The sequence below is a fragment of the Novosphingobium sp. FW305-C-111 genome, from assembly GCF_058783565.1.
In genome coordinates this window covers 24,018-36,985 of sequence record NZ_JBYSYP010000006.1, presented here as the reverse complement: position 1 = coordinate 36,985, position 12,968 = coordinate 24,018, and the positions used below count along the sequence as shown (strand labels likewise).

The 12,968-nt window shown below is 68.0% G+C and carries 12 protein-coding genes; 5 read left to right on the top strand and 7 right to left on the bottom strand.

Going from position 1 to position 12,968, the window contains the following annotated elements; translation table 11 throughout:
- Positions 1-83: 83 nt before the first annotated feature.
- Positions 84-626 (top strand): hypothetical protein, encoded by a 543-nt coding sequence (locus tag AC3WLD_RS08595; RefSeq protein WP_492556535.1) that lies wholly within the window; start codon positions 84-86, stop codon positions 624-626.
- Positions 627-637: 11 nt separating this feature from the next.
- On the opposite strand, the gene cobT is transcribed toward AC3WLD_RS08595, so the two are convergent.
- The 3 genes from cobT to AC3WLD_RS08580 form a co-directional block, all read right to left on the bottom strand.
- A complete protein-coding gene (gene cobT / locus AC3WLD_RS08590) occupies positions 638-2,452 on the bottom strand; it encodes a cobaltochelatase subunit CobT (protein WP_492556534.1) in 1,815 nt (604 codons plus the stop codon).
- Between the two features lie 12 nt (positions 2,453-2,464).
- On the bottom strand, positions 2,465-3,118 hold the full coding sequence (fsa, locus tag AC3WLD_RS08585) for a fructose-6-phosphate aldolase (protein WP_492556533.1): 654 nt from the start codon (positions 3,116-3,118) through the stop codon (positions 2,465-2,467).
- An 88-nt stretch (positions 3,119-3,206) separates the two neighbouring features.
- Positions 3,207-3,899, bottom strand: coding sequence for a DUF4197 domain-containing protein (locus AC3WLD_RS08580; RefSeq protein ID WP_492556532.1), 693 nt, complete (start codon positions 3,897-3,899; stop codon positions 3,207-3,209).
- A gap of 71 nt (positions 3,900-3,970) precedes the next feature.
- On the opposite strand from AC3WLD_RS08580, the gene AC3WLD_RS08575 reads away from it, so the two are divergent.
- Genes AC3WLD_RS08575 through AC3WLD_RS08565 form a run of 3 tightly spaced genes read left to right on the top strand, consistent with a single transcriptional unit; the run spans position 3,971 to position 8,375 of the window.
- Positions 3,971-6,136 (top strand): primosomal protein N', encoded by a 2,166-nt coding sequence (locus AC3WLD_RS08575; protein WP_492556531.1) that lies wholly within the window; start codon positions 3,971-3,973, stop codon positions 6,134-6,136.
- Complete coding sequence (locus AC3WLD_RS08570; RefSeq protein ID WP_492556530.1) at positions 6,133-7,710, top strand: cryptochrome/photolyase family protein; 1,578 nt, start codon at positions 6,133-6,135, stop codon at positions 7,708-7,710. The genes AC3WLD_RS08575 and AC3WLD_RS08570 overlap by 4 nt, the downstream gene beginning before the upstream one ends.
- Before the next feature lie 32 nt (positions 7,711-7,742).
- Positions 7,743-8,375, top strand: a complete 633-nt coding sequence (locus AC3WLD_RS08565) for a glutathione S-transferase family protein (protein ID WP_492556529.1) — start codon at positions 7,743-7,745, stop codon at positions 8,373-8,375.
- Positions 8,376-8,378: 3 nt separating this feature from the next.
- On the opposite strand, the gene AC3WLD_RS08560 is transcribed toward AC3WLD_RS08565, so the two are convergent.
- Genes AC3WLD_RS08560 through AC3WLD_RS08545 form a run of 4 tightly spaced genes read right to left on the bottom strand, consistent with a single transcriptional unit; the run spans position 8,379 to position 11,302 of the window.
- Positions 8,379-8,876 (bottom strand): hypothetical protein, encoded by a 498-nt coding sequence (locus AC3WLD_RS08560; RefSeq protein ID WP_492556528.1) that lies wholly within the window; start codon positions 8,874-8,876, stop codon positions 8,379-8,381.
- 13 nt (positions 8,877-8,889) lie between these two features.
- A complete protein-coding gene (locus AC3WLD_RS08555; protein WP_492556527.1) occupies positions 8,890-9,774 on the bottom strand; it encodes a CPBP family intramembrane glutamic endopeptidase in 885 nt (294 codons plus the stop codon).
- Complete coding sequence (gene ada / locus AC3WLD_RS08550) at positions 9,774-10,826, bottom strand: bifunctional DNA-binding transcriptional regulator/O6-methylguanine-DNA methyltransferase Ada (protein WP_492556526.1); 1,053 nt, start codon at positions 10,824-10,826, stop codon at positions 9,774-9,776. Before ada ends, AC3WLD_RS08555 begins: the two co-directional genes overlap by 1 nt.
- Positions 10,823-11,302, bottom strand: coding sequence for a DUF1203 domain-containing protein (locus AC3WLD_RS08545; RefSeq protein ID WP_492556525.1), 480 nt, complete (start codon positions 11,300-11,302; stop codon positions 10,823-10,825). Before AC3WLD_RS08545 ends, ada begins: the two co-directional genes overlap by 4 nt.
- A gap of 116 nt (positions 11,303-11,418) precedes the next feature.
- On the opposite strand from AC3WLD_RS08545, the gene AC3WLD_RS08540 reads away from it, so the two are divergent.
- On the top strand, positions 11,419-12,945 hold the full coding sequence (locus tag AC3WLD_RS08540) for a S1C family serine protease (RefSeq protein WP_492556524.1): 1,527 nt from the start codon (positions 11,419-11,421) through the stop codon (positions 12,943-12,945).
- Positions 12,946-12,968: the final 23 nt, after the last annotated feature.

Genomic DNA, 12,968 nt, shown 5'->3' with positions numbered 1-12,968 from the left:
TCCGAAATGAAAGCAGTCCTTCTAGACAATCCCGCCATTCGAAGTTTCCTTGAAAGTCGCAATATGACGCAAGGAAGCTTCGAATGGGCAAATTTTCCAATGCCTTATTGATAAGCCTGTCGCCCACCTTAGCGATTGTGCCTGCAAGTGCGACGCCCGAGAAAAGCGTTGGATTGCTAGCCTTAATGCCAACTCCCGCACTCGGAAAAGTAGGTCCGAAAAAGGCCGGACTGGCGTGCTTGCCTAACGGATCCGTATCGGCGGTAGACTTTGTCCGGGTCGCGGATGAGTTCGCTACGCCACTCGCAGACCTCCTAGCCAATCGCGGCTACAAAGTGACACGCGAAGCCGCCAAGAGCAGTCCGGTCTCAGTTAGCGTTCAATTAATCGGAATCGACGCGTCTATTTGCGCCCCATCATGGGGACTCGGCGATAAATCCAGCGTAAAAGGCCATGTTAGGTTTCTTTTCCATTGGACAGTCAGAAGAGACGGAATGTCGTTGGTCGAGACGGACCAATCCGTGTTGGTGGACACCAAAACTGTTGGTCGAAAGCTTCAGACTACAGAGTTTCTAGCGCAGATCATCGTGCCTCTAGCTGACCAATTCGAAAATCTGGTCGGCTAGGCCGCGCCACCTCAATCGTCGTCGAACAGCCCGGCCAGCTGCTCGACCATCGTTCCGCCGAGCTGTTCGGCGTCCATGATCGTCACCGCGCGGCGGTAATAGCGGGTGACGTCGTGGCCGATGCCGATGGCGACGAGCTGGACCGGGGATTGCTTTTCAATCCATTCGATCACTTTCCTCAAGTGCTGCTCGAGGTAGCCGGCGCTGTTCACCGACAGCGTCGAATCGTCGACCGGCGCGCCGTCTGAGATGACCATGAGGATGCGGCGGTCCTCGGGGCGGGCGAGCAGGCGGGCGTGGGCCCACAGCAGCGCCTCGCCGTCGATGTTTTCCTTGAGCAGGCCCTCGCGCATCATCAGCCCGAGGTTGCGCCGCGCGCGGCGCCAGGGTTCGTCAGCTTTTTTGTAAACAATGTGGCGCAAGTCGTTGAGACGGCCCGGTTGTCCCGGCTTCCCATTGGCCAGCCATTTCTCCCGCGACTGCCCGCCCTTCCACGCCCGGGTGGTGAAGCCGAGGATCTCGGTCTTGACCCCGCAGCGTTCCAGCGTGCGGGCCATGATGTCGGCACTGATCGCCGCGATCGAGATCGGGCGGCCGCGCATCGAACCGGAGTTGTCGATCAGCAGGGTGACGACGGTGTCCTTGAACTCGATGTCGCGTTCGACCTTGTAGGACAGCGAGTGACCCGGCGAGATCACCACGCGGGCGAGCCGGGCGGCGTCGAGCAGGCCCTCTTCCTGGTCGAAGTCCCAGCTGCGGTTCTGCTGCGCCATCAGCTTGCGCTGCAAGCGGTTGGCGAGCCGGGTGACCACGCCCTGCAGACCCTTGAGCTGGGTGTCGAGATAGGCGCGCAGTCGGGTCAGCTCGTCCTCGTCACACAGCTCGGTCGCACCGACGATCTCGTCGTATTCCTCGGTATAGGCGCGGTAATCGAAGCCGTCGGGGATGTCGGCCCAGTTGCTGCGGGGGCGGGTGGGAAGCATCCCGTCCTCGCCCTCTTCCGACATGTCGGCGTCGTCGGAATCGTCGGGCCGTTCGACCTGCGCCTCGCTGTCGCTGTCCTCGTCGCCTTCGGTGGCGTCGGCGGCAACTTCTGTGGGCTGGTCCTCGGCGCTCGATTCGGAGCTGTCCTGGTCCTCGTTCTCGTCCTCGTCCGAGGCGTTTTCGTCGGGGTCGGTTTCCGGCTGGTCGAGATCCTCGGTCCGGGTGAGGTCGAGGTGACGCAGCAGGTCGAGCGTGACCGACTGGAATGCCTTCTGGTCGTCGAGCGAACCGGCCAGTGCGGCGAAGTCCTCGCCGGCGCGATCCTCGATCCAGTTTCGCAGCATCTGCGTGCCGGCCCTGGCCGCCTCGGGCACCGGCTGCCCGGTCAGCTTCTCGCGCAGGAGCAGGGACAGCGCGGTCTGGACCGGCACGTCCTCCGCGCGCTCGGCCCGCGCGATGGGATCGGACAGCGTGCGCATCTGCAGCGAGGCGTCGAGGTTCTCGCGCATCCCGGCATAGCTGTTGGCGCCCAGCGCCTCGAACCGCACTTGCTCGACCGCGTCGTAACAAGCCCGTGCAACCGCTTCGGAAGGAAGGCCTTTTGCGTGGAGATCGGGATTGTGATGGCGCAGCCGCAGCGCCATCGAATCGGCAAACCCGCGCGCTTCGGCGACCTGCCCCGCGGGCAGGTTGCGACCCGGCATCGGCACGCGGAAGTTGCCGCCCGACTGCGCCGGGGCGTCGGCCGTCCACGCCACCTCGATTTCCGGTTCGCCGGACACGGCGCGAGCGGTGCCGGCCAGCACCGAGCGGAAGCGGTCGAGGGGGGTCTCTTCAGCCATGGAAGTCCGTGATTATCCGATGCTCTGCCCGGTCTTCGCCCAGTCGGCGAGGAAGCCCTCGATACCCTTGTCGGTGAGGACGTGCTTGAACATCGCCTTGATGACGGAGGGCGGCGCGGTCATCACGTCGGCGCCGATCTTTGCGGCTTCGAGCACGTGGACCACGTGGCGGACCGAAGCGACGAGGATTTCGGTCTGGAACGCATAGTTGTCGTAGATCAGGCGGATGTCGCGGATCAGTTCCATCCCGTCGAAGCCGTTGTCGTCGTGGCGGCCGACGAACGGCGAGATGAAGGTCGCCCCCGCCTTGGCCGCGAGCAGCGCCTGGTTGGCCGAGAAGCACAGCGTGACGTTGACCATCGAGCCGTCGCCGGTCAGCGCCTTGCAGGTCTTGAGCCCGTCGATCGTCAGCGGCACCTTGATGCAGACGTTGTCCGCGATCTTCCGCAGGATTTCCGCCTCGCGCATCATCCCTTCGTGATCGAGCGCGACGACCTCGGCCGAGACCGGCCCGTCGACCAGCGCGCAGATTTCGCGGGTCACCTCGATGAAGTCGCGGCCCGACTTGGCGATCAGCGAGGGGTTGGTGGTCACCCCGTCGAGCAGGCCGGTGGCGGCGAGCTCCTGGATGTCGGCGATTTCGGCGGTGTCGGCGAAGAACTTCATGGGGCTGCGGCTTTCCGTGCGAGCAGGACGATTCCCTGCTGCCTATAGGAACAGCCGCAAGCCGTGGCAAACGCGCCGACGCGCCTTGTCAGAGCGCCGAGGCCGCGCCGAACACGCCGATCAGCACGGGATCGCGGGTCGCGCGCGGATCGGCGCGGATTGCCGCTTCCTCAATGCCGATCTCGCTCCAGATCGCATCGTTCACGCCCGTCGAGAAATTGCGCGACGCCTGGCCGATGTCGACCCCCGTCAGCGCGGCGAGCACCTGGCCGACCAGCGGGTCCTGCGCGGTGCGCAGGGCGTCGCCCACTTCAGGTGACATCGCCTCTATGAGGCTCATCCCCATGTTTTCGCGCAGGAACCCGGTCGCCGCAGTCGGCCCGCCGCGGACCAGCGCGACCGCGTTCTCGATGCCGATGGTGCGCACCGTGTCGGCGACGATCGGGGCGACGCGGTACGATCCGCGCACCGCGACGTCGGCGAGCGCCACCTCCAGCCGGCTCTTGAACAGGTTCGACGTCAGGATCCGCGAGAGGACGTCGCCGCGCGTGCCGAGCAGGTTGGCGAGACCGATCCGGTCGATCGCGTCGTCCCAGTATCCGCCCGGCGCGGTCAGGCGGTCGAACGCGCGCTCGCTCGACAACACGAGCAGGCGGCGGATCGCCTCGGTGAAGCTGAACCCGCCATAGCTGGCGCAGGCCGGCAAGGCGAGGATCGAGGCGGCGCCGAGCCCGCCAAGGAAAAGCCGACGGGTGGGCAGCGCGCCTGGGGTCCCGGTCATCGCGTTATTCTCCTCTTCTCGTATCGCGGGGCTTTCGCCGCGCCGTCGCCGCGCCATATAGGCAGGGCAAGATGAACCGCGTCCGATGCCTTGTCTTCAACGCCGCACTCGGGCCGCTGGATTACCGCGTTCCGGAGCACCTGTCGGTCGAGTTCGGCAGCGTGGTGGTCGCGCCGCTGGGCCCACGGCAAGTGATCGGGGTCGTGTGGGAGCCGGAACGCCTGCCGGGAACCGAGGTTCCGGACAGCCGCCTGCGCCCCCTTCTCGACGTGCTGCCGGTGCCCGCCCTGCCCGCGCCCTTGCGCCGCCTGATCGAATGGACCGCCGACTACTATCTCGCCCCGCTCGCCGCAGTGGCCCGCATGGCGCTGTCGAGCAGCGCGGCGCTCCGGGGCGGTGGCACGGTCACCGAATACCGCCTGACCGGGCACGAGCCGGCACGGCTCACCCCGCAGCGGCTCCAGGCGATCGACCTGCTGCAGCACGAACAGGCAACGATCCGCGAGCTGGCCGATATCGCCGGGGTTTCCGAAGGCGTTCTGCGGGGGATGGTCAACGCCGGGATCCTCGAGCCCGTGAGCGTCGACAGCGACCGGCCCTATCCCGAACCGGACCCGGACCATGTCCACGCGGAACTGAACGACACCCAGCAGGCGGTTGCCGACAAGTTCGTCGCCGCGGTCCGCACGCACGCCTTTGCCCCGTTCCTGCTCGACGGGGTGACCGGTTCGGGCAAGACCGAGGTCTATTGCGAGGGCATCGCGGAAGCGCTGCGCGAAGGCCGGCAGGTGCTCGTACTGCTCCCCGAGATCGCGCTCACCGAAAGCTTCCTCAAGCGGTTCGAGGCGCGTTTCGGGGTCGCGCCGGTCAAGTGGCACTCCTCGCTCAAGCAGTCCGAGCGGCGGCGGGCGTGGCGGGCCATCGCCTTTGGCGGGGCAAAAGTGGTGGTCGGCGCGCGCTCGGCGCTGTTCCTGCCCTTCCGGAAGCTCGGCCTGGTCGTGGTCGACGAGGCGCACGAGATCTCGTTCAAGCAGGACGACGGGGTGCGCTACAACGCCCGCGACGTCGCGGTGATGCGCGCCCGGTTCGAAAGCGTGCCGGTGATCCTCGCCAGCGCCACCCCGGCGCTCGAAAGCCTGCAGATGGCCGAAGCCGGGGTCTATGAGCGTGTCGTCCTGCCCGATCGTTTCGGCGGGGCGGAGATGCCGGAGATCGCGGTGGTCGACCTGCGCGAGCAGCAACCGCCGCGCGGGCACTGGCTCGCGCCGCCGGTGGTCGCCGCGCTCAAGGAGCGGCTGGCGCGGGGCGAGCAGTCGCTGCTGTTCCTCAACCGCCGCGGCTATGCGCCGCTGACCCTGTGCCGCAACTGCGGCTTCCGCTTCCAGTGCCCGAACTGTTCGGCCTGGCTGGTCGAGCACCGCCTGTCGCGCCGGCTCGCCTGCCACCACTGCGGGCACGAGACCCCGCCGCCCGGCAAGTGCCCCGAATGCGGCGAGCGCGATTGCCTCGTCGCCTGCGGCCCGGGCGTCGAACGGATCGCCGACGAGGTCGCAGAAATCCTTCCGGAAGCGCGGGTTGCGCTGGTGACTTCGGACACGCTGACAAGTCCCGAGAAGGCCGCCGAGTTCGTCGAGCAGGTGGGTGCCGGGGCAATCGACGTGATCGTCGGCACCCAGCTCGTCACCAAGGGCTACCACTTCCCCGAACTGACCCTGGTCGGCGTCGTCGATGCGGACATGGGGCTGGAGGGCGGAGACCTCCGCGCCGCCGAGCGCACGTACCAGCAGATCGCCCAGGTTGCCGGGCGTGCCGGGCGCGGGGAGAAGCCCGGCGAGGTCCTGATCCAGACCCGCCACCCCTCGGCCCCGGTGATCGAGGCGCTGGCGAACGGCGACCGCGAGGCGTTCTACACCGCCGAGGGCGACGCCCGCCGCGAGATCGGCGCACCGCCGTTCGGGCGCTGGGCGGCGATCATCGTCTCGAGCGAGGACGAGGCCGAAGCGCGCGACGCCGCCCGCGCCATCGGCGGCACCGCGCCGAACCTGCCGGACGTGCTGGTGCTCGGCCCGGCCCCTGCCCCGCTCTCGCTGCTGCGCGGGCGCTACCGCTACCGCCTGCTGATCAACGCCCGCCGCTCGACCGAGCTGCAGAAGATCATCGCCCGCTGGCTGGAGCCGCTCAAGTTCCCGCAAGGGGTTCGCATCGGGGTGGATATCGACCCGTACAGCTTCGTATGACCGGACCGCTGCTCATCCCCATCCTCGGCGACCAGCTGAGCCACGGCCTCGCCAGCCTCGCCAGCAGCGATCCCGCGGGCAGCGTGGTGCTGATGATGGAGGTGTGGGAAGAGGCGACCTATGTCCGCCACCACAAGGCGAAGATCGCGCTGGTGTTTTCGGCCATGCGCCACTTCGCCGCCGAGCTTCGCGAACGCGGCTGGACGGTCGACTACGTCGCGCTCGACGCGCCGGACAACAGCGGCTCGCTCGAAGGCGAGATCGTGCGCGCCCTGTCTCGCCATGGTGCGCGCGGAGTGCGGATGGTCGAGCCCGGCGAATGGCGGCTGGCGCAGATCGTCGCCGGCTGGCCGCAGCGGCTCGGCTGCCCGGTCGAAATGCTCGACGACGACCGCTTCCTCTGTTCGGTCGCGGCATTCCGGGGATGGGCCGAGGGCCGCCGCGAATGGCGGATGGAGTGGTTCTACCGCGAAATGCGCCGCCAGACGGGGCTGCTCATGGAGGGCGGCCAGCCGATGGGCGGCCGCTGGAACTTCGACGCCGAAAACCGCAGCGGTCCGGCCAAGGGCCTGGCCGGACCAGGCACGCCGCGGTTCGCGCCCGACGAGACGACCCGCACGGTGATCGAGCTGGTCGAGCAGCGCTTCGGCGGTCACTTCGGATCGCTCGCGCACTTCAACTGGCCGGTCACCGCAGCGGAGGCGGAATTGGCCGCGGAGGACTTCTTCACCCACCGCCTGCCCTCGTTCGGCCAGTGGCAGGACGCAATGGTCCGGGGCGAGGATTCGCTGTTCCATGCCCTTCTTTCGCCGGCCATCAACCTCGGCCTGCTCGATCCGCTGGCGCTATGCCGCCGCGCCGAGATCGAATACCATCGTGGCAACGCCCCGCTTGCAGCCGTCGAGGGGTTCGTCCGCCAGGTCATCGGCTGGCGCGAGTATGTCCGCGGGGTCTATTGGCTCACGATGCCCGGCCTTGCCGAGGCCAACGGCCTTGGCGCAAGGCGGTCACTGCCGGAGTTCTACTGGACCGGTGAGACCGACATGGCGTGTCTCGCCGATTGCGTCCGGGCGACGCGCGACAATGCCTATGCCCACCATATCCAGCGGCTCATGGTACTGGGGAACTTCGCACTCCTCGCCGGGATCCGGCCGCAGGACGTCGCCGCCTGGTTCCTGGTGGTCTATGCCGACGCCTACGACTGGGTCGAACTGCCCAACGTCGCCGGGATGGCGCTGTTTGCCGACAAGGGCCGGCTGGCGTCGAAGCCCTACGCCGCGAGCGGGGCCTACATCGACCGGATGAGCAATTACTGCGGATCGTGCCGCTACAGCGTCAAGCGCAAGACCGGGCCGGACGCCTGTCCGTTCAATGCGCTCTACTGGCACTTCCTGGCGCGCAACCAGGAGACGCTGAAAGGCAACCGGCGGCTCGCCAATCCCTATGCGACGTGGGCGCGGATGAGCGCCGACAAACGGTCGGAATACCTCGCCAGCGCCGAGGCGTTCCTTGCCACGCTCGAACCCGCGGCGCCGGGCTGGGCCCGCGCAGTCGACCCCGGTTCGCAGGACTGATAGCACCTCCACCAACGAGAGGAGAATCGCCAATGCTCACCGTCCACCACCTGCGCGTGTCCCAGTCCGAGCGGATCGTCTGGCTCTGCGAGGAGCTGGGGATCGACTACGACCTCAAGCTCTACGATCGCCGCGCCGACAACCGCATGGCCCCCGACGAGTACAAGGCGCTGCACCCGATGGGCATCGCGCCGGTCATAACCGACGGCGACTTCGTGCTCGGCGAGAGCGGGGCGATCTGCGACTATGTCTGCGCCAAGTACGCGGGCGGCGCGCTGGTCCCGGCGGCCGACGATCCCGACTTCGCCGACCACCTGTTCTGGTTCCACTGGTCGAACGGCACGTTCATGGCGACGCTGATGATGCAGCTCGCGGTGACCTTCGCCGGGGGCGACCCGGCGGCGGGCTTCGTCGGCGAGCGGGCGCGGATCTGCTGGGAGATGGTCGAGCAGCGGCTGGGCGAAACCCCGTTCTTCGGCGGGCGCAACCTGACCACTGCCGACATCATGATGGGCTATATCCTCACCACCAGCCGCGCTTTTCGCAACATGTCGATCGACCACCTGCCCAAGGTGAAGGCCTACCTCGCCCGCATCGGCGAACGCCCGGCCTATCGCCGCGCGATGGCGAAGGCCGAGCCAGGGACCGAGCCGATGCTCAGCTGAGGGTCAGGCTTCGAGCAGGGCAGCCGCCTGTAGCAGGCGGTTGCCGTGGTCGGCTTCCTCCTTGCCGTTGAGCGTGAACTGGCGCGCCGCTTCCGCATTGCCGATGCTCGCCGCCCAGCTCTCGTAGAGCTTCTCGCCGCCGAACTCGCTTTCGGCAACCTTGCGCAGAGCCTCGGCGGACAGCGCCGTGGACGGCAGCGGGCCGCCTTGCAGAAACGGGTTGTCCTCGGCCGCCGGTGGCGGGAAATCCTCGCCGCTGATCGCGAGGATGGCCTTCGACACACGGTGGGCGTGCGCCATTTCCTCGCGGCCGTTGTGGTGGAGGAGGTCGATCACGCCGGGATGGTCCGTCCCCTCGGCCATCTTGCGGTAGAGCTCCAGCCCCGCCGCCTCGACCAGCACCATCACCTTGAGATCGACCAGGCTTGGAGACGTTGTGCCGTTGATCTGCGCAAAAGCCTCCCCCAGCGTCCGTGCGCCGCCTTCCGGAATCTCCGCCATGCCTGTCATCTCCCTATTGCGGGGGGAGTTTCGCCTTCCACCACCGCGGCGCGCGGATCTCGCCCATGTTCGCCGCCTTGCGCAAGAGGAATAGTCCGGTCGCCGTGGTGACCGCCATCGCCACGACCGACGCCTCCAGCCCGAATGCGCCGCCGGTCAGCAGGTCTGACCCGCTGCGGGTGGTGATGAGCAGGCCGTTGGACTCGCCGGTCCCGGAAATCGGGATGGAATAGACCCACCCTTGCGTGAAGTTCCACGCGGCGTGGATGCCGATGGCCAGCCACAACCGGCGGGTGACCAGATAGGCCGCGCCGAGCAGGATGCCCGCCTCGACCGCGATGGCGAAGGCCGCGAAAAGAGTAGCCTCCGGATTGGCCATGTGGGCAAGGCCGAAGAACGCCGAGGTCGCTGCCAAGGCGCCGAAAGTGCCGACCAGCGGCTCGAGGTGGCGCAGGACCACCCCGCGGAAGATGACTTCCTCATAGAAGCCGGAGAAGATCGCGATCGCCAGCATCTCCCACAGGTTGCCGATGCCGCGCACGCCCTCGATCCGGAACCCGCCGAGCAGGGCGACCCCCGCAGTGGCGGCACTGAACAGTGCAAAGCCGAGCAGCAGGCCGCGCCCCAGTTCGCCCGCCGCGCCGTTCAGCGCGAGCTCCGGTCCGGGGCCCTCGAGCTTGTCGCGATAAAGCCGCCACGCCCCGAACCCGACCAGCGCGCCGGCGAAGGCCACGACCGGCATCAGCGGTGCGCCGACCTTGTTCGACAGCCCGGTCACGAACATCGTCAGCCCATAGAGCACGACGAACAGCACGAACCCGATCGCCAGCATGCTGGCCGGGTGCGTGACGAAGCGCCGGAACCTGCCCGGCTGCGCTACTGGCGTGATCGCGTCCATTATTCCCCCTCGGTCCGTTCCTTGTCGAGCAGCTTGCGCTTGATCTCGAGCCCATAGGCATAGCCGCCAAGGCTCCCGTCGGACCGGATCACCCGGTGGCACGGGATCAACACCGCGACGTTGTTCGCCCCGTTGGCCGATCCCGCCGCGCGCACCGCACCTGGATTGCCCACCGCCGCCGCGATCTGCGCGTAAGTGCGGGTCTCGCCCGGCGGGATGCGCTGCAGCTCGCGCCACACCGCCTGCTGGAAGGCGGTGCCCTGAACGTCGAGCGGAATGTGGACCGACGCCTTCGGTGCCTCGACGAACGACACGACTTCAGAGAGCAGCGCGGAGAACGCCTCGCCCCCCTCGACCAGCGTTGCCCGGGGGAAACGCTGCCGCAGCGCCTCGACGCCCTCGTTGAAGGAAAGCCTGCAGACGCCCTTGTCGGTCGCCGCGACCAGCATGTCGCCGAGGCTGGTGGCGACCACTGCCCAGCGGATCGTCACGCCCGCCCCGCCATGGGCCCAGGCCGAAGGCGCCATGCCGAGCTTGCCGCCGGTCGCCTCGTAGAACCGCGAGGGTCCGGAGAACCCCGCGTCATAGATCGCGTCGGTCACCCTCGCCCCTTCGCTCAGCGCCTCCCGCGCCCGCTCCTCGCGCAAGGCACGGGCATAGGCTGCCGGAGAAAGGCCGGTGTGGCGGGTGAATACCCGCTGGAAATGAGCGGGGCTGTACCCGGCGTCGGCGGCAAGTCCTCCGAGCGCGAGCGGTTGCCCGGCGGCGCGAATCGCGGCGATGGCTGCAAGGACCGCCTTCTCGTCGCGCGAGACCGTGTCGGGCGAACAGCGCAGGCAGGGCCGCAAGCCTTCGCCCCGCGCCGCCTCGCCATCGGCAAGGAACCGCACGTTCTCGCGCCGGGGATGGCGCGCGGCGCACGAGGGGCGGCAGTAGATCCCGGTGGTCAGCACGCCGGTGACGAAGCGGCCGTCGAAGCTGCGGTCGCGCCGCAGCACCGCCTCCCAGCATTCGTCCGGAGCGAGTGGCGGGGCAAGTGGATCGGCGATCACTGGTCCGTCTCCCCGTGGCGGTCGATCCGCGCGGCGAAGCAGCCATGCGCGGCGTTGTGGGCGTGGATATAGGCGATTGCCGGGTTGGCGAACAGGTCGCGAATCTTCGCGTCCGCCTCACCCGGCAGCGCCAGCCGGGCATCCGCGAGATTGCCCGCCGCATCGAATCCGCGCAGGCCGAGCGGACGGCCCTCGAACACCGGCGGGACCGTATCGACGAACTCCGCCGGGTCCACGCTTTCGCGGACATAAATTGCATAGGCGCTGCGGTAGGGCGTCGCGACGTCATGGCTGACATGGTGGAGCAGGATCAGGGAATCACCGGCGCGGGCATCTTCGAGACTGATCCGGCACGGAAAGCCCCGGTCGGCGCTGGCGGTGACCCGGCGCGCGCCCCGGACCGCGAGGGCATCCTCGCCAAGTGCGAACAGCGGCTGGAACGGCTGCGGGTCGAGCCCGGCGATGCGATACGTCATAAGAGAGCTCCTTCGGTTTTCGGGCCCCTCCGTTACGGTCGATTCTCCTGCCTCGCGTCCCGCGGATTGCGCTCAAAGCGATTGAACCGCGCGCCCCAGCCGCTAGCATGGCCGCGATGCTCCGCTTCCTCCTCGCCCTGCTCGCCCTGTTCGCCGCCACGCCTGCCATGGCCGACCCCGGGGACATCGCCGCCGCCGGGCGCTCGGTCGTGCGGATCGTGCTGGTGTCGACCGATGGCGACTACTTCTACTACGTCGGCCACGGCTCGGGCATCGTCGTCGCGCCCAACACGATCGTCACCAACGCCCACGTGGTCGAAGGCGCGGTGGAGGACGACACGCTGACCCTCGCGGTCGTCCCGTCCGAGGGCAAGCGCGCCTACATGGCTCGCATCGTCGCCGTCTCGCAGCGCAACGATCTCGCCCTGATCAAGCTGACCGAGCCTTCGCAGATTCCCGCCGCCTCGCTGTTTTCGGGCGCGGTGACCGACAATGCCGAGGTCTTCGCGCTAGGCTATCCCAGCAACGTCGACCGGGCGCAGGGGCTTGGCCTGCAGCAGCTGATCCAGCCAACCGCAGCCGTGCCCGGTGTGGGCCATGTCTTCACCGGGCGGAAGGCAGGACCTTACGACGCGCTGCTCCACACCGCGTCGATCGGCTCGGGCAATTCGGGCGGGCCGCTGCTCGACGGCTGCGGGCGGGTGATCGGGATCAACGCTTCGGGCACGATCACCGACAACGGCACCGACGCGTCGTTCTATTTCGCGGTGTCGATGCGCGAGCTGCTGCCGTTCCTCTCCTCGCAAGGGATCAAGGCGCAGGTCGTCGGCACGCCGTGCCGCTCGATCGCCGATCTCAACCAGCTCGAATCGAAGCTGAGCGCCGAAGAGCAGGCCCGCCTCGCCGCCCAGCGCGATGCCAAGGCGAAGTCGGACGCCGCCGCGCGCGACAAGGCCCGGACCGAGGCCGAGCGGCAGGTGCTGACCGAGCGCGACAACCTCCTGGCACTGGCCGCGGTGCTGCTGGTCGCGGCGCTGGGTGCCGGCGGCGCTTCGCTGATGTTCTCGCAGCGGCAGGACGACCGCAAGTTCAAGATCGCCGGCGGAATCGCCGTCGCGCTGCTGCTCGCCGCGATCATCGCCTGGCTGCTGCGCCCCTCGCTCGCCTCGATCGACGACCGCACCGATGACCTGATGCCCGATGTCTCCGCAACCGCGACGGACATCGCCGACAAGGGCACCGGCAAGATGATCTGCGTGATCGACACCGAGCGCAGCCGGGTCACTGTCTCGGGGATAACCGACGTCCCGCTCGATTGGAGCGAGACCGGCTGCGTCAACGGCAAGACCCAGTACGGCCTCGGCGGCGACGGCTGGTCGCGGATCCTCGTGCCCAACAAGGAAGAGGCGATCTCGGTCAACAGCTATGACCCGGCGAGCCGCACCTACAAGGTCGAGCGCTACCTCGTCGGGCTCGACACGATGGAAAAGGCCCGCGCCGAACGCGGCAAGTTCAGCCCGCCGCAGTGCTCGGCCGGCGAAGAAGGTGCGCGCGCGCTCGGCCAGAGTCAGGCGGCGATCAAGGCGCTGCTGAGCGACCAGCCCAACGAGCGACTGATCTACCACTGCTCGCCGGCGCCTTGAGACGTAAAGGGTCTGGGCTACCC

Coding starts and splice junctions, on each gene's coding strand:
- AC3WLD_RS08595 (WP_492556535.1), top strand. CDS start 84: ATGGGCAAATTTTCCAATGCCTTATTGATAAGCCTGTCGCCCACCTTA.
- AC3WLD_RS08565 (WP_492556529.1), top strand. CDS start 7,743: ATGCTCACCGTCCACCACCTGCGCGTGTCCCAGTCCGAGCGGATCGTC.
- fsa (WP_492556533.1), bottom strand. CDS start 3,118: ATGAAGTTCTTCGCCGACACCGCCGAAATCGCCGACATCCAGGAGCTC.
- AC3WLD_RS08560 (WP_492556528.1), bottom strand. CDS start 8,876: ATGGCGGAGATTCCGGAAGGCGGCGCACGGACGCTGGGGGAGGCTTTT.
- AC3WLD_RS08575 (WP_492556531.1), top strand. CDS start 3,971: ATGAACCGCGTCCGATGCCTTGTCTTCAACGCCGCACTCGGGCCGCTG.
- AC3WLD_RS08545 (WP_492556525.1), bottom strand. CDS start 11,302: ATGACGTATCGCATCGCCGGGCTCGACCCGCAGCCGTTCCAGCCGCTG.
- cobT (WP_492556534.1), bottom strand. CDS start 2,452: ATGGCTGAAGAGACCCCCCTCGACCGCTTCCGCTCGGTGCTGGCCGGC.
- AC3WLD_RS08570 (WP_492556530.1), top strand. CDS start 6,133: ATGACCGGACCGCTGCTCATCCCCATCCTCGGCGACCAGCTGAGCCAC.
- AC3WLD_RS08555 (WP_492556527.1), bottom strand. CDS start 9,774: ATGGACGCGATCACGCCAGTAGCGCAGCCGGGCAGGTTCCGGCGCTTC.
- AC3WLD_RS08540 (WP_492556524.1), top strand. CDS start 11,419: ATGCTCCGCTTCCTCCTCGCCCTGCTCGCCCTGTTCGCCGCCACGCCT.
- AC3WLD_RS08580 (WP_492556532.1), bottom strand. CDS start 3,899: ATGACCGGGACCCCAGGCGCGCTGCCCACCCGTCGGCTTTTCCTTGGC.